This is a genomic window from uncultured Maribacter sp., from assembly GCF_963977385.1.
In the GTDB taxonomy this organism is placed as follows: Bacteria; Bacteroidota; Bacteroidia; order Flavobacteriales; family Flavobacteriaceae; genus Maribacter.
Genome location: NZ_CAXBOU010000017.1, coordinates 67683 through 88779 on the forward strand (window position 1 = coordinate 67683; position 21097 = coordinate 88779).

Consider the following 21097-nt stretch of genomic DNA (forward strand, 5'->3'; position numbering starts at 1 on the left):
CGTTAAAAACAATACCTAGATAAACAGCCCTAAATCCAATCCTTTTAAAAAACGGGCTGGAGCACCTCCATAGCTTATTTCATAAAATTAAAGATCCATTTTTGCATTTGACTTTCTCCTGAGTCTTGCATAAATAAATACAGTTAAAAGACTTATTCCTAAAAATGTCCATCAAACCCGGTTTCCAGACACTCCATTGATTCGTACTATATCGGTCACCAAGTTAGGGGTGTTCGCACAAGAAATACTTGCCACCACGGCATTGACATTCCTGACAGAAAAAACTCAAAACTACTCTTACTAGAGATTTTAGAAACATAAAGTCCTATAGAAAGAGTAACTATAATGGCATAATCCAATGTACTTAACGATTTCATAATATTTTTTAAAAAAATAAGAATATGAATAGAAAAAACGGGCACTAACAATTGTAAAATAAGCCTAGAGTCGATATGTATACTAGTCGAACCTGATTAAATTGCATTTATAACTTTAGTTTATACTTGGATATAGTCGGCACGATAGGGTCGTTTGGTAAAGACTCAGGTAGGCCCATTTCTACTGGACCTGGACCAACGAATTCCGTTTTCTTAGGAGTAATGGTAATACTATCATGACTTATCTTAACGAAAGTGAACAATGGCTCCCTATACGGAATCGTGTATTTAATCCACTCGAATTGCTTATCTATATCCTTACTGTATCTAATAGTTTTATAATCACCACCCAACCATCTATAAGACGCACTATTTATCTGTACATAATGAATATCATTTATCTGCGTGGCATAGTCAGTATGGGTATGCCCGTTTATACAACATAGTACTTTTTTAAAACCAGCCTTTAGGTTCGTCTCTTCAAGAATCTTTCTGATTTCCTTCATATTGGCGATTCCGTCATACTCTAGTTCCAACGATTGATGACTAAAAATAACAGTAGGCATATTTGTTTTTTCCAAGTCGTTCACCAACCATTCTTCTTGAATTTCGCCAATATATCTATTGTAGCCAGACCACGGCGTTGGATTTGGATCATTGCCATCAAGCACTATAAAATGAACTCCTTTTTTATCGAAAGAATAGTAATTCTCAGGCATATTCCAATACGCCTTGACCTGTTCACGGGTAAACCCTCCATCTGTATCATGATTACCAAGAATATGGTATTTATCACCCTCGTATTTATTAAAAATATCAAGAAATTTTTGGTTGTAATCGTAAGGCCTACAAAAATCTCCTAACTGCATAATAAAATCCAAATCCTTCTGGTCGGCAGCATCAATAAACGCCTGAAGGCGTTCATCCGCATCATGCATCACATCTTTATGTATGTCTGCAATCAGCCCAAACTCAATTGTTTCTTTACTATTGGATAAGGGGAAAACATTTAGAGGCAGTACCAATGCAGCGCCTGCCAATGCCGAAGACTTAATAAAACTTCTTCTATTTAAATCGCTGGTCATATTATTTATTTGTTTTAGGGCCTAGTTATTTATCTGCAGTAGAGATTACTAGAACTTAATTTTATAGTCTGACATTGTTGCTGAGTATTCGAGCCCATAAATACCATTTGGCATTCCCATTTCGGCGGGAGAAGGAGACACCCAATCACTTTTAACACCCTCAATCAGCATATGCCCTTTAAGGTCTACTGTTGCAAATGCATACAAAGGGTCTTTGTAAGGAGCAATATGGGGCAGCGAACCGTACTCCCTATAATACTGCTCTGGAAAGTGCTTAGTGCTCGTGTACTTGTCCCCCATCCATTGATAGGACATGCTGTTCACCTCTATGTAATCTATACCGTTTTGATGACGATGAAAGTCTATATGATTATGCCCATTCATACAACAAATGATTTTTTCAGATTGCGATTCCATTATCCTTTGTAAAGCCAAACGGTTTTTGACCCCCCACTCATAATGCCACAAACTTTGATGAGAAAATATAATGGTAGGCAATTTAGTTTCTTCTAAATCACCTTTGAACCATTCTATCTGCTCTTCATTAATGAAAGTCCGAATCTTGCTATCCACATAAAAATTCGCTTTGTCATAATCTGTGAACTTTCCGTCCTGGTAAAGAAAATTAGCATCCAAGACTATAAAATGGATTCCCTGAAAATCGTACGAATAGTATGTTTTTGGCATTCCCCAAAAATCGAGCATTTCCCGTTTAGAATTTTTATCCATGTCATGATTACCCAATACATGGTATTTTAGACCTTTAAAAGATTCCCAAATTGAAAGAAAATCATTGTTTTTTGAATCGCCCATACAGAAATCTCCCAGCTGAATGATAAAGTCTACGTTTTCTCTCTGTGCCTTGTCAATAAACTTTTCTAACCTTTCGTTTGCATCGGGTATTAAATCTTTATGTACATCGGTAACAATACCAAAACGTAAGATATCAGCACCAGTCTCTCTTAGATATGATGGAGAGAAAGACAAGCCAGTGTACGGTAATAATGACGCTGTCATACCTGCACCTATTTGACCAATAAATTTTCTACGTCCCATATCTATTGTTTTTTAAGTATTGCATTCGGTGACCCGAGCTGTCCCCTACTAAAATTTGGTTCACAATTATTATTCGTTGTCTAAGAAATGTTTGGCATAATTGATATCCATAGCATCATACCTTTTGGCAAGGTGCTTCAACCTATTATTGAAATCTTCCCACGACCTGCCCTCTTGGGGAGACCATACTACTTCTGACAAAGCGGTCATTCTAGGAAAAGTCATATATTCTACCTGTTCTTCAGTTTTCATATATTCCGTCCAAACATTGCCCTGAGCACCAAGAATATACTTTTGCTCTTTTTCACTAAGTTCTTTGGGGATTGGATTATAGGAATAGACCTCTTCTAAAGGTAAAAAACCTCCAATAGCTAATGGTTCATTCTCCGTATCTTTAGATTGATAATAATCGAAATAATTGTAAGTTGTAGGGGTCATAATAACATCGTGCAATTGCTTGGCCGCTTCGATTCCTCCTTTTTCTCCTCTCCACGACATTACCGTAGCATTAGGTGCTAGGCCACCTTCAAGAATTTCGTCCCATCCTATGATCTGCTTCCCTTTTCCATTTACGTATTTTTCCATTCGTTGAATGAAATAACTTTGCAGTTCGTGCTCGTCCTTTAGGCCCAAAGCTTTTATTTTTGCTTGGCAATTAGGGCAACGCTCCCAATTGGCCTTAGGGCTTTCATCTCCACCTACATGTATATATTTAGATGGAAACAAAGGTATTACCTCATCTAAAACATCTTGTAAGAACGCAAAAGAACTTTCCTTACCCCCACAGAAAACATCATCCATCACTCCCCACGTTTCCTGAACTATCTTTGGAGTACCTAATTTTTGTTGTTCCTTACTTTTATCCGACATCATATCATTAAAAACTGCAGTAGGTTCCTCTGGAAAACAGCTCAAAAATGGATATGCGGCAATTGCGGCACCACCATGTCCTGGCATCTCTATTTCTGGTATTATGGTTACATGTTTCTTGGTGGCATAAGCAACTATTGCCTTTACATCTTCTTGCGAATAAAACCCACCATATTCCTCTTGGTCGTTGCCCGTGCCTGGGTGGTGACCTATTATCATTCCGTTTCTGAAAGCCCCTACTTCTGTAAGTCTTGGATATTTTTTAATCTCTATACGCCACCCCTGATCTTCGGTCAAATGCCAATGAAGCGTATTCATTTTATGCATAGCAATTAAATCGATATACTTTTTTATAAAAGATACCGGAAAATAATGGCGACCAACATCTAACATCATTCCTCTATATCCAAATCTAGGAGCGTCTTTAATGATTACACCGGGAATTAGCATTACGGTAGTCATAGAAGTCTCGGTTTCTATCGAAACCGGCATGAGCTGTCTCAAAGTTTGAATTCCGTAGAATACACCACGTCCTGTTTTGCCAGAAATAGTTATCTTATTATAATCGACGACCAATTCGTAACCTTCCTCATTATCGATAGAGTCATCAATTTTTAGAACGATACTCTTGTCCTCTGTATCACTACTGTTTAAAGAAATTGCTGTTCCAGTAACACTCTTCAATATTTCTGCCAAATATTCCGCTTCGGTTTTTAAACCTGACGGATTTATAATAGTTGTATTCTTGTTTATTTCAAATCCACCTTTAGACATCACCAAGGATGCCGGTTTAGGTACGATTTGATACGCTTGTTCAGGATTCTCTATATTCTGATTTTTATCAGCACAGGATATGGCCAGAAATGCGACCATAAAAAAAGTAAGTATTCTCATTGTTCAGTTTTTAAAGTATAAAATATTGTATTGTGTTTTTCCATAACACAAGGCTAATTATTACTCAAGGTCTACATATTCAAACTCTGCCATAACGGGGTAATGATCGGAAAGCCTTGCGGTTTCCTTTCCATTAAATATTGTGGTTTTGGTACAAAGCTTTGCTAGGCTTGCACTGGTCAAAATATAATCGATGCGCTCGTTCTTTTTCTCCACTTCTTCGGAAGCTGGGCAAGGATATGTATACCTGCTTTTGGGGTTCGAGAAGTCAAGAGCTACATCAATTGCCGGCAGTGCAAGAAAAGTAGACATTACGGCGTAATCGAACTCACCAAGTCTTAGATTAGAACGCTTTTCGCCAAGTTTTTGGTTCTCATACGCTGTCTTTAAAAGACCCTTCTTTTCTAGAAAATATTCATCAAAGGGAGAATGTGAATTAAAATCACCTAATAAAATATACTTTTCACTTGTACTGTTCTTTACGCGTTCTGTAATTATCCTAGCTTCCTTCAACCTTATATTACAATCTGAAGGAGAAAGGTGGACCACAAAAAAGTCAATCCCAAAAGTTTTACAGTGCAAAGCCCCATGAGACATACCGTCCAATACTCGCTCTTTTAAATCAATTGGTTTTTTGGAAGTGAGCCCAACAGGGTATCCATCCGTTTTAAGAATTTTCACATAAGGGTGTCCCCAGTTCATAGCGTCCTTTCTTAATTTTTCCTCATCATATCCGCAAAGTTCCTGTAGAGCCAATACATCTGGATTTTTAGACTTGATCCAAAGCATAGTTTCAGTTTTTCGGGAAGCATCTTTGCCCCAATCAAAACCATTCCAGATGTTATAGGTCATGACTTTCAACTTACTTTGGGCGTTCACAGTAGTGTGGAATGCGCAAAAAAGTAGGAACATGAGAATGAAAGATGGTGTAATTGCTTTCATAAGTGTTTAAATTTCTATTTAGTAATTATCCCTATTTCTCCGATAGACAACTCCTTGTTATCATCAATCATTTTAACTCCTTTCAGTTTTATATATCTAGCTTTTGATGAGTTGAATTCAATTGTTTGCTGAATAGGGTTGTTCTTAATATTTGCAAACTCGCCAGTAGCGACCTTTTCCCATGTTTTGTTATCATCACTTACTGAAAACTCATACTCTGAGATGATTCCTACGGGCCACCTACCCAGAATAGGCATGTAGGTAAAACCCTGTAAACTATACGTCTTTCCTAAATCTATAGAAACTTCTTTTGGTAAATCGCTAGCTGCCGAAGTCCAAGAGCTCATAGGGTCATTGTCTATTATAGCATTTGCAGCTGCAGCCTTCCCTGAACTTACTTTAAGCACCTTCCAGTCTTTTTTGCTAACATCAAAATAAATCGTTTTAGTTGCTGTTTGCTCCTGGTTTTCAGAATTATAGGCGATTATATTTACCGTTGTAGGTGTTTTGATTACAAAAGGAGCATTGTATTTTCTAGACTGTGTTGTTGGTTCAGAACCATCTGTGGTGTAAAATATCTCAACATTTTTATCTGCCACACCCATAGTTACCGTACCATTTTTATCGCGTGTAATATTAGGTTGTGTCAACAAGCTTGGCGCACGATATAGTTCTATATTCGAAATAAGGGGCGCTGCTTTTGAACCGGTGACATTCACCTTAACTTTAGAAGCTTTGACGGTATCGAACCGTAAAATTCTTTTTACGCCAATGGTGGTCTGCTTGTCAATAAGTTCCCAATTTCCATTAACTTCTGCTTCTACGGTAAAACCATACACCCGTTGTCCTAAAGCAATAAATTCTTGCAATACAATTCTATTGACTTCGGTAGGTTCATCAAATTCTAAAATGATTGAAGCAGAAGTAATGGCTTCATCAGTTGCCCAATAGGTAGTATTGTCTCCATCATTCACTTTATTAGCTTCAAATCTGGATTGATTTCCTCTAACATTTGTTGCTTTAACTTTCACCTCTTTAGCTACATTATTTGCGAAATCCTTTTCAATCTGATGCTTTAACGCCATTAACTGTTCTACATCTTTTTCATGTACCAAACCTCTGTCATCTACAGGCAAATTCATTAATAAAGAAGCATTCCTACCTACGGATTCGTAGTAAATTTTAACTAAATGCTCTAAAGACTTTACCTGTGTATCTTCTGAAGGGTGATAGTACCACCCTGGTCTAATAGATACATCACATTCAGCAGGCACCCAATGAGTACCATTTTCATGGCCAGAGCGCAATTCTTTATACTTGGAATATCCTGGATATACTTTGTCCCTTTCTAACAAACTCCAATTGGTTTCGTTTGCCCAACCTTCTTCATTACCTACCCAACGGACCCCTGGACCTCCATCGCCAAAAATAACGGCATTGGGTTGCAATTCTCTAACTATCTCAATAGTCTTATCCCATTGATAGTAGGTTTTATTGTCAATTTTACGAGTTTCGTTGGTTCCTCCATAATAACCGGAACCTCCATTTGCACCATCAAACCAAACTTCAAAAATCTCACCATAATTGGTTAGTAGTTCTCTTAGCTGATTATGAAAATAGGTGACGTATTCCGGTTTGCCGTAATCGGCATGGTTTCTATCCCAAGGAGATAAATATACCCCCATCTTTAATCCATATTCCGCACAGGCTTCCGATAAATCCTTTAATACATCTCCATTACCATTTTTCCAAGGAGAGTTTTTAACCGAGTGTTCTGTATATTTTGAGGGCCATAAACAAAATCCGTCATGATGTTTTGCTGTAATAATAACACCTTTCATACCTGCTTCTTTAATGGTTTTTGCCCATTGTCTAGCGTCTAATTGCGATGGATTGAATTGTTCTGGCTTTTCACTACCAATACCCCATTCCATATTGGTGAATGTATTCATGTTGAAATGGATAAAACCGTAATATTCCATCTCATGCCATAACAATTGACGTTCTGAAGGCACTGGTCCAAAAGGCTCTGGCCCAGTACTATCTTGTGCATTTGAAAAGTAACAACTTAACACTGCTATTAGTAAAAATCTTAAATAAAACTTATTCATAGTATAAAATGTATTCTGTAATTTTTTTAACTCTTTTCATGGAAATTGATAATTCCATTATTCATGAGTGACCGTTATTTCAAAAATAAGGAGAGACTGCTTCAAGTCTCTCCTTAAACTCAATATTAAACTAAACAAAAACTAAATTTTTAATCGAGTTAAACTTTCATAGATGATTTAAAAAATCTTCTATGAAAGTTTAATAGTTACCAACCAGGATTTTGTTTCAATTCCCCATTCGGATATAAACCTATTTGACTTGGAAGTAGTACTCTGATAAGGTCACTCCCTATTGCTTATCCCACCATAGACGTCCAAACTCGTTATCAATATTCCCAAATTCCGGGTCTGCAGACATCTTATCAAAACGGTCTACCATATTCTCATAATTAGGTGTTCCTTCCGCAGGATAAGAAAATTTTGAACGTCTTGGTACGTTCTGTTCCTGTCCCAGTACTATTACGGGATCCCATGTCACTACAGAGCTAGATTGATTAGGAAAACCTGTACGTCTCCACAATGCCCAAGCTTCATTATTATTTTTAAAATGTTCAACCCAAGTCTGGTTATAAATTTGCTCTTTGGCAATAGCAGGATTCCATGCAATATCCGTTTGGCTCAGAAAATCTTCAATTTCAGTTTCAGTAATTGCCTCATAATTATTGATTTGAGTGTGGCCACCGATATCACTCCACTGTCTAAGCGAAGCCCTAACGCCTTCTTCATACCACTCTTGAGCAGATTTACCGCTACTAACACCCTCTAGAGCAAATTCTGAGGCCATAAAACAAAAATCGGCATAGGTAACTACTGGAGCCCATCCTCCTCCACTACCACTATCTTGGGCACCTTTCCACAAACGAGTCTGCGGTCTGTTCATGGCTCTCATATCAGTACCGTCTTCCAAGGAACGTGCCATGTAATTGGTATCTGTTGCGCGGTAATCATAGCTTACAGTTCCACCTTCCCATTGTGTCGTGGTAGGTGCTATATGTTTTGCTGGATCAGTTTGTTCCGAATTATATTGGGCAATATTTTCAGGAGTTAAGTTATTAGGCTGAAAAAATAGACGCTTACGAGGATCATCATATTTATTTAAGTAAGTCATAAACGGAGCAGAAGCCCTGTCCATATCAATAACTGAATGCCACTCCCCTTTGGTAGTCCATTGGTTATCAAAATAAAGAATGAAGCTATCATTTGTGCTTTCAAAATGTTTATCCGACCCTAAAACATCAGCAGCAATGGTCTTAGCAACATCTGGTGCGCGTTTTAAAAGCCTTAAAGCAATTCTTAATCGCAATGCATTTGCAGCTTTGATCCATTTGTTTACATCCCCACCGTAGGCAAGGTCATAATTACTAATATTCTTTTGATCCGTTGCCGATGCCAATCTATTTACAATCCCCTTAAGTTCATTGTTCCAAACTGTATACAACTCTTCTTGTGTCTGAAAAACTGGAGTAACAGTTTCCGCGTTTTCACTTCTTGTTCCCCAACCCTCAGAATAAACCAAGGAACCAAATGTATCTGACGCCTGTATTCCTTTGTATATCAACAAAACACGGGAAACATCGATTAAATTTGAATATGAATCTAATTCCTCAGGCATATTCTCCTCAATATAATAAGGGATATGCGATACATAAGAACCCATTGAATTATATTCCGAATATAATGTTCCTCCTATGCCTATATCTGTAAAGTTAGTCTGTGAGTACCCCCAAATATTGGAGCAATATTGCATCCATCTTAATTTGGTAGCATAAGAATCTACCCAAGTGGAACTTGCTGTAGATACATTAAGCTGTACATTATGTAAAAAAGTAACAGGATCCGCTGTGTATACTGTTGCTGGACTTTTATTAATATCTTCAAAATCTTTTTCACAAGATGAAAGCAGTACTATAGTGCATAGTAATGAACCTATAATAGTATATCTTATTTTTTTCATTTATATATTTTTTTAGAATGACATTTTTACGGTAAATCCAATATTTCTAGAATAAACAGCTCCTCCTGCTTCTAGATACTCAGAACTATAAATAGTTGCAAGTCCTTCTGGATGTATATTATCGGGAAGACTGTTGTATAGATAACCTAAGTTTCTGGCCATTATACCTACACTAGCCGATTGTAACGAAATTTGCTTTGTCCACTTTTTCGGGATACTCCAGCTCAATGAAATTTCTCTAAGGGCAACCCATGAACTTTCCATTACAGAATTTTCACGAATACCATTACCCCAACTATACATGGAGTCATAAAATTGATATGCAGAAACAGGCCCTATAACCCCATTTTCAACAGCATTCCGATAACTTATACCGGAAACGTCCGAACCATCGATCGTTGTGCCGTCTTTAAAAACTCCTTCTGGTATTATACCATCATTTGCTGTTCTACCGTCTGGCAATGTTCTAGGTAATCCGCCAGACTCTGTATCACGGCCAATCAATGAAGATTCTATGTTACCGGAAGACATTCCATAATTGTAACTGCCCGAAAATATATCACCTCCAAAACGGGCATCTACTACAGCATTTAAACTAACTCCTTTGTAAGAAAATGAGGTATTTGCCCCCCATAGAAACTTAGGTTGTAGAGATCCAATTTTAACACTTTTTCCTGAACGGATATAAGACCCGTCCGAATTCAATAATTTTTCTCCAGCATCGTTACGATCATAAGCATAAGAAGTATAAATATCTCCGTAAGCTCCTCCAACAGTTGCCCAAGCTTGAGTATCCACTCCGCCACCTGGCAATTGGTATTTATCTACACCTTCCGATAGGCTAATAATTTTGTTTCTATTTCTAGTAAGGTTAAAAGAAAGATCCCAACGAAAATCATCCGTATAAATAGGCGTACCGTTAACCAATAATTCTACACCGGAATTCTGTAAGTTTCCTGCATTGATATATCTAGAACTTACACCTGTTTCTGAAGCCATTGGTAGCGCTAAAATCTGGTTCTTTGTATTGGTCTTGTACCATGCAATATCAAAACCTAATCTATTATTAAAGAAACGCATGTCCATCCCTAATTCTATTGAATGTTGTTTCTCTGGCTTTAAATCGTTATTAGGTAAAGAACTAGAATCAAATTCATAATAAGGGTAGCTAGCTCCTGTTTGAGGATTAATGAAAGTATCCTTAAATTGGTAGAAACCAGTTGCCGTAGTTACATATGGATCAGTATCACTTCCTACAATTGCATATGAAGCCCTTAACTTACCAAAGGAAATGAAATCTGGCATTGCCTCCTTAAAAGCATCTACAAACAACCAAGAAAACCCAGCTGAAGGATAGAAGTAAGAGTTATTACCAGAGCCATCAGAATACACCAATGAGGAAGACCAATCATTTCTACCAGTAATATCCAAATAATATAACCCTTTATAATCAAAATTTGCGAAGGCATATACAGAGTTAATTCGCTTACGATTGGTATTGTATCTGACATCTGTTCTTGCCCTTTCCACTGAATTGGTCATATCAAACAAGCCAGGAACCAATAATCCGTTTTGCGAAAATGAATTGTGGTAACCAGACCTCGTATCCCATTGCTCCATAGCAACCGTTGCTGCCATATTAAACTTATCTATCGAGTGGGTTGCCGTAAGCATCCCCGTTATTTTGTATTGATCCTTTTTATTCTCCTTTATATTATAGGCCGAACCGTCAAAATTACTTGCTCCAGTTGCCATTATTTTGGATTCATTGGTGGTATATAACTTATATAAATCTGCTTTAGCCTTAAAAGTCAGCCAATCAGCAAGCTCTATATCAACATTTAGATAGGAGCGGAAACTACTTTCTCTTTGATTGTATTTATTCTCTAAGTAATCATATAACATTTTAGAATACTGATATGGGTCTTCTCCGTTATACCCATTTCCAGCACTATTGATGTATCGTTTATCCTGTAACCAATATGAAGTATCGTATTCCCGAGCCACACTATACATGAAGTCATATACAGGAGAACCGTCTCCCCCTTGCACAGTTGGGTTTTGAGCTCCAGATTCTACATATGCAAAACCACCCTCAACGCTAATTCGGGAACTCAGATCTTGCTGAGCATTTAGGCTGAACGAATTTCTGCGAAATTCATTATTAAGGGTTATACCATTGGTTTCAAGGTTTGAATAAGAAAACCTAAAAGAACCAGTATCGCTACCTCCTGTTAAAGCAACGTTGGTATTTCTGTAGGCACCAGTTTGATATAAATTTTTAAGATTATCCTTTTTTTCTGAATAATCTGTTGGAAAGCCATCTACATTAACCTGTTTATTGTCAAAACGAGGGCCGAAACTACGTCCTGAAGATATATTCCTATTTTCTGTACCGTCGGAATTTAAAGCCCACAATGGTGAAGAACCGCTACCATATTTATTTTGTAAATCTGGAAAATCATAGACTTTCTCCCAAGAAATCGTGTTGGAAACAGAAACCCCTAAGCCTTTCCCTTTTTCTCCCTTTTTGGTAATAATCAAAATCACACCATTTGCTGCTCTTGATCCGTAAAGTGCAGTAGCTGCAGCTCCTTTTAAAACAGACATAGATTCAAAGTCATCTGCATTTAGGTTTTTAAGATCATTTCCCCAATCTTGACCTTGTCCAGTGCTGGTAACCTCATTATCTATAATAATACCATCTATCACAAATATTGGCTGGTTATTAGATCCTAATGAAGAGTTCCCTCTAATTACAATACGTTGGGATGATTGTGGTCCAGAATTTCCCATATTCACCTGTACACCAGCAACTTTTCCCTGAATACTATTAATTAAATTAGGAGAGTTTACTTTTGAGATGTCATCCCCTTTAATCTCGGTCATAGCATAACTCAAGGATTTTGTTTCCCTTTTCATTCCAAGGGCAGTTACTACAACTTCACCCAATTCTTCACTATTTTCGTTCAAGATTACGTCAATATCAGTATTTTGGGATACACTGATTTCCTTAGTGGTATAACCTATATAAGAAAACACTAAAACTGCATTGTTGGTAACTGTAATAGTATAATTCCCATCAAAATCAGCTGTTACACCGTTAGTCGTCCCTTTCTCAATAATGTTAGCCCCCGGTAAGGGTGTACCATCCGAATCAGTAATGGTCCCTCCTACGGTATGTTGCTGTAGGCTGTTGTCAATTGCATTTAGAACTTCAACTGTGTTACTCGTTTCTAAATTATTCTTTGGGTAATTTTCAGTATGGCTCATTGCCCCCTGAAAACTCATTACCACTAACAAGAGAAGTAAATTCCTGCTTTTCCCTTTAAATTTGGAAGTGGTCATCTTCCGTAATTTGTAATTCATACTCGTTAAGTTTTGATGATTAAAATTATTTCACATCCCTTTTTGTTTTCAAGTCCTATAAATTTTGAAAATGCCCTATAAGAATGCTTTTCAAAACTAGGCCTCAATCTATCTAACGAACGGTAGTAATCTGGTTTTTAAACAAGCTCAAATAGCCTCTAACCCAACCAAAAATTAACTTTTTATGACCCACAATTGTACTTTTACCCCATTCTATTTTATAGAGCAAAAAGCTTAAAAGTCTACATTATCAAGCAGTTTCATAGAATTTTTAACCTCCACACGAATTAAACAACTAGTGATCTAAAATTTACAGAGGTATTCGTAAACTCCTTAATTGTATATTTGAAGGCAGCCTTAATGAAATAGTATATTTTCAGAATCTTCTTTGAAAGTCTAAAGTGAATGAAATCTACACTACAGCTCTTTTTTTTTCTAGCATTTATAATAAGTAACATCCTTTATGGACAAAAGGATGCAAACAACTTACCTTTCTATACACTAGATGTAGAAAATGGTCTATCACAAAACTATATTACTTGCACTGCTCAAGATGCGGAAGGTTTTATGTGGATAGGCACAAGAAACGGGCTTTATAAATATGACGGATATCTCTTTGAACAGGTTAAACTAAAAAACAACGAAGTAAATTTTAACAGTATAACATGCTTATATAGGGATAGTAACAAAAATCTATGGGTAGGGACAAAGCAGGGTCCGCTATTATACAACTACATTACTGGAAAAATTGAGTTTAATTTCATTAATAGTAACACGCTTAAAGAAAACATTACGTTTATCCATCAAACTGAAAAGCACTCTATCTGGATGGGAACTGTGGATGGCAATCTTATATTTTGTAATACCACAAAAAATGAAATCAAATATTATTCGCATCTCAATTATAAAGATATAACCCATATCTCAAGCGTAAATAACAATACGTTACGGATAAGCTATAAATCCGGAGGACTTCTGGATTATACGATTGACAAGGAACAATTTTCTATTCCCCCACATTTAGAAGGTCTTAATGAAATAAGTGTGAGTACCATTGGGTCTCTAAAATCCAAAGATTTAGTAATTGCCACCCCTAATGGGTTGTTTTTGTCTAAACCAAACCACAATCCAACCCTACTGAATGATTTCGAAAATACAATGAACACCAATGCTTTAAAAGCAGTAATTAGTGTTTTGGTTATCGATGACCAAAAGGTTTGGCTGGGCACTGATGGTCACGGAATAATTGAATATGACATTCCATCGGGAAGATTAAAAAGCATCCACTCCAGAGCTCTCTCTCCCGTACTGTCCGTAACTTCTATGTTTAAAGATAGAGATAGCTCTATTTGGATCGGCACAACAAACCAAGGTTTCAAAATTGTTAATCCATATAAAAGCCAATTCAATCATTGGTCTTATGAAAAAGGTAATAAAACTGGACTGAGCAGTAATTCAGTTTTAGGATTGTGTGAGACTGAAACTGGCGATATAGCCTTAGCCTTAGATGGTGGTGGGATTAATCTATTTGACTCTAATTTATTGACGTTTAAGCATTTTTATGAAAATTCAGAAAGTAGAAGAGTAAATAATGCGGTCATTCAAGATAAAAAACAGCGTATTTGGGCGGGAACATACAATCACGGATACCAAGTATATAATTTATCAAAACAAGGCACTTTAGTACCTTATACCGTTCCACTGCCAAAGACCTTGGGCGACAATGCTACGGTTAAGGCTTTTTTTCGTGACAGAGATGAAATTATATGGTTAGGGACTGTTGAAAATGGCATTTTCACCTACGACCCGGAATCTGGTCTGGTAAATAAGTTTCGTCCTGAAAACCCAATTATTAAAAATGCACAAACCTACTGCATCTATCAAACAGAAGATTCGCTCATATGGTTGGCTTGCTACTCAGGACTATTTGTATACAATGCGAAAAATGATATTCTTAAAGAAGTACTCCAAAAAAATGGAACACCTTATAAACAACTAACTTCAATAATTGAAGTAAATAATAACAACATTTGGTTAAGTTCAAAGAATGGTCTCTACAATTTAAATAGAAATACAAATGAAGCGATACTATATACTACGGAACAAGGGCTGCCTAGCAATGTAATTAATTCGGTACTAACAGATTCTATGGGTTTCTTGTGGTTAGGCACCGACAAAGGCTTATCTCAATTAAACCTTAAAAGTTTAGAATTTCGGAATTTCGGAAGAGAAGACGGTATTAAAGGGTTGGATTTTAATGAAAATGCAACTTTAAAAGGTAGTGATGGAACATTATATTTTGGCAATACCAACGGGGTCTATTTCTTTCATCCAAACCAAATAAAGTCCAACCCAATACCTCCAGAGGTTGTACTAACTGATTTTAAAATAGCAATTGACACCAAGTCAAAATCAAAAGATTTACTCAATCAAAAAGCGATTAACCAACTGAAGGAAGTTAATTTAAATTACAATCAAAATTTTTTCACCTTTCACTTCACCGCATTAAATTTTACGAATTCATCCAAAAACAATTATCAATATAAACTCTTAGGTTTTGATCAAGATTGGGTTTTCAGCAATAGCGCAAGAAAAGCGAATTACACTAACATCCCACCTGGAGAATATATCTTTAAGGTCAGAGCAAAAAATAATGATGGCGTATGGAGTTCCTCACCAAAAACAATACAAATTATTATTAGACCTCCTTGGTGGCAAACATGGTGGGCCAGAATTCTATTTTTAGGTATAATTGTAGGTATAATAATTTTGGTCAACACATATTTATTAAAGCAAATAAAATTAAAGAACACACTAAAAATTGAACGGTTGGAAAAAAACAACCAAATAGAAATAAACAAGTTTAAGACAAAGTTTTTTACCAACCTCACTCACGAATTAAAAACCCCATTAACAATGATCTTGAGTCCTTTAGACAAAATGATCACTACAGAGGTAAAAGGACCGGAATATAAGAGTCAACTAATATCTATTCAGCGCAACGCGCAAAACTTATTAAGATTAGTCAATGAGTGGTTAGATTACCGAAAAACTTCCTCAACAAAAGCGGTAATACATGTTACCAAAAATGACTTTTCACCGTTTGCCCACAGACTTACCGAATCCTTCAAAGAGTTGGCTTTTGACAAATCAATAGTTATAAAGTTCTTTGCAGATTCACCCAAAGTAAAATGCTATTTTGACCCAAGAGCTATGGAAAAAGTAATTTCCAATCTTATTTCCAATTCTATCAAGTACTCTGGCGAAGGAAGTATAATTAAAATTTACGTTGGGAAATCAATCAAAGAAGAGAAAACAAAAGGATATGCTTACTTTAAAATAATAGATTCGGGAAAAGGAATTTCACAGGAGAAGCAGGAACGAATATTTAATAGGTTCAATAATTTAGGGGAAAACCCTTCTACGAGTACCGGAATTGGTCTTTCTCTTTCAAAAGAATTGGTTGAAACCCACCAAGGAATACTTAAATTCACCTCAGGTATAGGTGAAGGCAGTACCTTTACCATTATACTTCCTCAAGGCAAAAAGCATTTTACAAAAGATCAGCTCGCTAAAACCGCTAATAACTACAACGTTTCGACCGAATTGAAAAATGGTAACGAAACAAAAAGCAGAGCTTTATTAGATTTAAACCTTATTAAGAATATAGATTCAGACACCGAATTTACAGTATTAGTTGTTGAGGATGAAAAAGAAATTCGGGATTATATAGCAAGAGAACTGTCTTCCTTTTTTAACGTGGTTACAGCTTGTGATGGTGAAGAAGGGTTTAACAAAGCTTTAGAATGCATACCTGACTTTATACTATCAGATGTTCTAATGCCTAAAATAACAGGCTTAGAACTTTGTAAAAAAATAAAAGGCAATCTTAAAACCAGCCATATACCCATAGTCCTGTTAACCGCCTTATCTGATGAAGAAAGCCAAATTGACGGATTAAATCTTGGGGCCGAAGACTATATTACTAAGCCTTTTAGTTTAAACACTTTATTCTTCAAAATTAAATCGATAATTGAAAACAGAAAACTAATTATTCAGAGGTATCAAGTTGAAACGGCAATGAAACCAATGGAATTGGCCCAATCTACACCTGATAAAGATTTCCTGGAAAAAACAGTGGCGATTATACATGAAAATATTTCCGAATCTAATTTTACAATTGACAAATTAGTGTTGGAACTGGGAATGAGCAGAACACCGTTTTTTAAAAAAGTTAAGAGTCTTACCAATTTATCGCCAAATGAATTTTTAAAAACCATTCGTTTGCGTCATGCAGCTCAATTACTACTAAAAACTGATTTAAATATTTCAGAGATAAGTTTTGAAGTTGGTTTTTTATCATCTAAATACTTTCGTTCAACTTTTAAAAAGCAATTTGGGGAACCGCCATCGAAATACAGGCAAAGAAAAATCTCTAAAACTTAACGCTTGGGCTATATCTATTACACATAATCCTATCCAGGCCTTACAACGCTGGGTGTATTATTACACGGAAAAGTTCGATCTTAAAATCCTTAATTAGGAAAGGTCGGCAATGTTTCACATAAAGGACTTAGGCCAGTTTCGTTGCTATGATTTATTATTTAGACGTGAAAGTGGGCAAACTTATCACCTATTTAAAAAAAGGAGAGGCACTATTAAAACACTTTGATAATTTTCACATCAGACAACGGTGTCACCGATACCAGAGGCACTAACGCAACCTTTTTTACAGTTCCAGAGAATTTGGATAAGCTTAAAAAGGTTTTGTTCATGAACGCGGTACCCACACTCCTATGATTGTTATATGGCCCGAAAAGATTACACCCAGAAGCCAATTCAATTTAATATCTACGCAATACAATGTTATAGCCACCTTATCGGATATCGCCGGAATTGAGAAACCAGCCGTCACGAATGACATAAGTTTTCTGCCCAAATCTATAGACAAAAAAAACATCATGATTTTTTTTGAAACATCTAAAATATGATGTTAATCGATACAAATTGTTGATTGAAAAGTAGTTATCCAAAACTTCAACAATAATTAGTAAATGCCAACAATTGATCTGTATCATCTAAAAACAGACCCCGAATAATCACATAATATTGCAAATATACATTATGTGATTATTGATGAGGCCAGTACTATTTTTGATATAGCGTATGAAAATGCCTAAATAGGAAGGTCTAGGATACTAAAATTAAAAGCGGTCCTCATAAATGTAACCCAACTTAATTTACAACACACTTCTAACCAGCATACCTGCCAAATAAAAACTAAAGAACCCAAACATTGCAAGCAATGTTTGGGTTCTTAAAGAATTTCTGTGTAATTAATTCTTTACACTAGCTAGTTTACCTTGCTTAATATTATTGATTTTTAAATCTTCTAATACATTTACAGCTTCCTCTACATAAACATCTTTAGCTAAATTTTTATGCCATCTGTTTCTCTTTTCACGTAAGACAGAATCTTTCGTAAACAACTGCTCTTCATAACCTAAAGACTTAAAGGTAAGTTTAGAATCGTAATCGGTTAACCTTTTAAAGTAATCAGATTGTTCTTTATCCTTTTCCTTTTCTTCTTTATAGGTGTCAAAATTAAGAGAGATTTCAGTTTCATCCTGTTCTCCCTTTAACCATTTTGCATTTTCTTCAATCAATTTAATTTGCTCACTGGTTTCCATTCTTTTTTTGCTATCTGCAATGGTCTTTTCATAATCAATATAACCATCCCATGGCTTATATTCGGCAGGTGTTATTTTATCCCAACCTAAAGGATTTGACTGATCTCTTTCACCTAAATCAATATAGCTATACCTATCTGGAACAACAATATCACTTTTCACCCCTTCTAACTGCGTAGACCCTCCGTTAATTCTATAGAATTTTTGGGTTGTAATTTTAATTGCACCTAAATCTCCGTGCTCATTACTACGTAACATGTTATTCAATGGTATCACATTCTGAACAGTTCCTTTACCGAAAGTTTGTTTACTACCTATAACAATCGCTCTTTTATAATCTTGCATAGCAGCTGCTAAAATTTCAGAAGCAGAAGCAGATAGTTCGTTTACTAAAATTACTAATGGGCCATTCCATTGAATTCTTTCATCTTTATCATCATACACATCTTTACCTTTATCTTTAGATTGAACTTGAACAATTGGTCCATCTTTTATAAATAGACCTGCCATTTCAACAACTGTCTTTAAAGACCCGCCACCATTATCACGTAAATCTAAGATAAGACCTTCAACACCTTCTTCTTTTAATCTATCAACTTCTTTAGCAACATCAGTTGCCGCATTTCTTTCACTGTAGTCATTAAAATCAACGTAGAACTTAGGAAGATTAATAATTCCGAACTTCTCTTGACCTCTAATAATCGTAGCAGATTTAGCATAAGACTCTTCCAATTCAACAACATCTCTTGTTAATGAAACTACATCTAAAGAACCGTCAACTTTTCTTACCGTTAAATCTACAATTGTACCTTGAGCACCTTTTATTAATTTGATGGCATCATCTAAACGCATGCCTACAATATCGATAGGCTCTTGCCCATTTTGGCCCACTTTAACGATTTCATCACCAACCTCTAATCGTTGATCTCTCCAAACAGGACCGCCAGATATAATCTCTACAATTTTAGCTCCTTCTGATTTCTTTTGAAGCCTTGCCCCGATTCCTTCGAATTTACCTGACATACTAGTGTCAAACTTTTCCTTTTCTTCTGGTGCAAAGTAAAATGTGTGTGGGTCAAATTCGTCGACAATAGTATTAATGTATTGTACAAACCAATCTTTACGTTCAAGGTCATTTACAAAATCGAAAAACTCATCTAAAGTAGTTTCAGTAGATTCTCTCGATTCTAATTCTGCTTCTTTAGAAGTATGCGCGTTATGGTCATGCTCATCGGTAACTTCGATATCCTTGTTCTCCATATGAACAATCTTAGAGTCATAAGTTCCTAAGGTTGCATATTTTAATTGCTTCCTCCATCGTTCTTTAAGTTCATCTCTATTGGCCGCAAAAGGCTCTTCATCATATTTAATGCTAATACTTTCGTTTTCAGAATAATCGAAAGGAACACTCAAAACTTCTTTATATATGTCCTTGGCATCACCCATACGTTGCATCAATCTTTCATAAACAACATTAAAGAAAGTGATATCCGTATTTTTAATTTCATCATCAATCTGATATTTATACTTTTCAAATTCAGCAATATCAGATGCTACGAAATATCTTTTTGTTGGGTCGATTACATCAATAAAATCTTCGAATACATTCACCGAGAATTCATCATTGATTGCTTTTGGCTCATAATGTCCTTTTTCTAAAACATAGGTGATCAAATCCAATAACAATTTGTCTTTATCATCGTTTTCAAAAGTCTTATTTGTAAAACTGCACGAGGCTACAGCAACGAGCATTAAAAGCAGTACATAAGCTAAATTTCTCTTCATAAAATTATCTTTTACCTTCTTCTTCAAAATCTCCAAATTTATAGTTCTTTGTAGCGATTAAGCTACATAAATGTCTAAGATAAAGAAAAAACCATGCCAATAATGGAGCTAGGAATTAATTTTTTGTTAAACGACGTTTCCGCCATATCACTTATAAAAACGTATTTTTACTGTAGAAAGTATGTACTATGGCAAAACCATTAATCTTAGTTACCAATGATGACGGAATTACTGCTCCCGGGCTTCGAATGTTGGTTTCTATCATGAGAACAATTGGAGAGGTTGTCGTAGTTGCGCCTGACAGTCCGCAATCTGGTATGGGTCACGCAATAACTTTAGATACAGCTCTCTTTTCAAAGAAAATGAAAATTGATCTTGACAGCGAAGGTATTGAAGAATATAGCTGCAGCGGCACACCTGCCGACTGTGTTAAATTGGCATTACAAGAACTATTACCTAAAAGACCAGATATTTGTGTTAGTGGTATTAATCATGGTTCTAATTCTTCTATAAATGTAATATATTCTGGCACCATGAGTGCTGCTGTAGAAGCTGGTATAGAAGGCATACCTGCCATCGGATTTTCATTATGCGACTATAATTGGGAAGCTGATTTTTCCCAAGCCCAAGATTTCATTTTTACTATCGTTACCGAGGCTATAAAAAATGGGATTCCGAAAGGCACTGTACTTAATGTGAATATACCCAAGCTAAAGAAAAATAAGATAAAAGGAATTAAAATCTGTAGACAGGCAAAAGCGAATTGGAAAGAGAAATTCGATAAGCGTACGAACCCAATGGGGAAAGATTATTACTGGCTAACGGGTGTATTTGAATTGTTAGATAAAGGGGAAGATACCGATGAGTGGGCTTTAGCAAACGGATTCATTTCTGTTGTACCTACCCATTTCGATTTAACCGCCCATCATGTTATTTCAGAATTGAATACTTGGGAATTATAATG

At 36.0% G+C, this 21097-nt stretch carries 11 protein-coding genes; 2 read left to right on the forward strand and 9 right to left on the reverse strand.

Annotated elements, in window-relative coordinates:
* Window positions 1-215: 215 nt before the first annotated feature.
* From AAC084_RS16540 to AAC084_RS16575, 8 genes are all read right to left on the reverse strand, one after another.
* Window positions 216-377 (reverse strand): hypothetical protein, encoded by a 162-nt coding sequence (locus tag AAC084_RS16540; RefSeq protein ID WP_339841327.1) that lies wholly within the window; start codon window positions 375-377, stop codon window positions 216-218.
* Between the two features lie 107 nt (window positions 378-484).
* Window positions 485-1462, reverse strand: coding sequence for a metallophosphoesterase (locus tag AAC084_RS16545; RefSeq protein ID WP_339841328.1), 978 nt, complete (start codon window positions 1460-1462; stop codon window positions 485-487).
* Window positions 1463-1510: 48 nt separating this feature from the next.
* A complete protein-coding gene (locus tag AAC084_RS16550) occupies window positions 1511-2518 on the reverse strand; it encodes a metallophosphoesterase (protein ID WP_339841329.1) in 1008 nt (335 codons plus the stop codon).
* A gap of 69 nt (window positions 2519-2587) precedes the next feature.
* Window positions 2588-4282, reverse strand: coding sequence for a beta-N-acetylhexosaminidase (locus AAC084_RS16555; RefSeq protein ID WP_339841330.1), 1695 nt, complete (start codon window positions 4280-4282; stop codon window positions 2588-2590).
* Window positions 4283-4342: 60 nt separating this feature from the next.
* Window positions 4343-5224: an endonuclease/exonuclease/phosphatase family protein gene (locus AAC084_RS16560; protein ID WP_339841331.1), complete on the reverse strand. Its 882-nt coding sequence runs from the start codon at window positions 5222-5224 to the stop codon at window positions 4343-4345.
* A 14-nt stretch (window positions 5225-5238) separates the two neighbouring features.
* A complete protein-coding gene (locus AAC084_RS16565) occupies window positions 5239-7335 on the reverse strand; it encodes an alpha-L-fucosidase (RefSeq protein WP_339841332.1) in 2097 nt (698 codons plus the stop codon).
* A gap of 289 nt (window positions 7336-7624) precedes the next feature.
* The gene (locus AAC084_RS16570; RefSeq protein WP_339841333.1) at window positions 7625-9289 is read right to left on the reverse strand and encodes a SusD/RagB family nutrient-binding outer membrane lipoprotein; all 1665 of its coding nucleotides are present in this window, start codon (window positions 9287-9289) and stop codon (window positions 7625-7627) included.
* Window positions 9290-9301: 12 nt separating this feature from the next.
* On the reverse strand, window positions 9302-12658 hold the full coding sequence (locus AAC084_RS16575) for a SusC/RagA family TonB-linked outer membrane protein (protein WP_339841334.1): 3357 nt from the start codon (window positions 12656-12658) through the stop codon (window positions 9302-9304).
* 405 nt (window positions 12659-13063) lie between these two features.
* Here AAC084_RS16575 and AAC084_RS16580 point away from each other — a divergent pair, with 405 nt between their 5' ends.
* On the forward strand, window positions 13064-17104 hold the full coding sequence (locus AAC084_RS16580) for a two-component regulator propeller domain-containing protein (protein WP_339841335.1): 4041 nt from the start codon (window positions 13064-13066) through the stop codon (window positions 17102-17104).
* An 890-nt stretch (window positions 17105-17994) separates the two neighbouring features.
* Here the strand turns inward: AAC084_RS16580 and AAC084_RS16585 are convergent.
* Entirely contained in the window at window positions 17995-20133 is a 2139-nt protein-coding gene (locus tag AAC084_RS16585) for a carboxy terminal-processing peptidase (RefSeq protein ID WP_339841336.1), read from the reverse strand.
* A gap of 188 nt (window positions 20134-20321) precedes the next feature.
* On the opposite strand from AAC084_RS16585, the gene surE reads away from it, so the two are divergent.
* Complete coding sequence (surE, locus tag AAC084_RS16590) at window positions 20322-21095, forward strand: 5'/3'-nucleotidase SurE (protein WP_339841337.1); 774 nt, start codon at window positions 20322-20324, stop codon at window positions 21093-21095.
* Window positions 21096-21097: the final 2 nt, after the last annotated feature.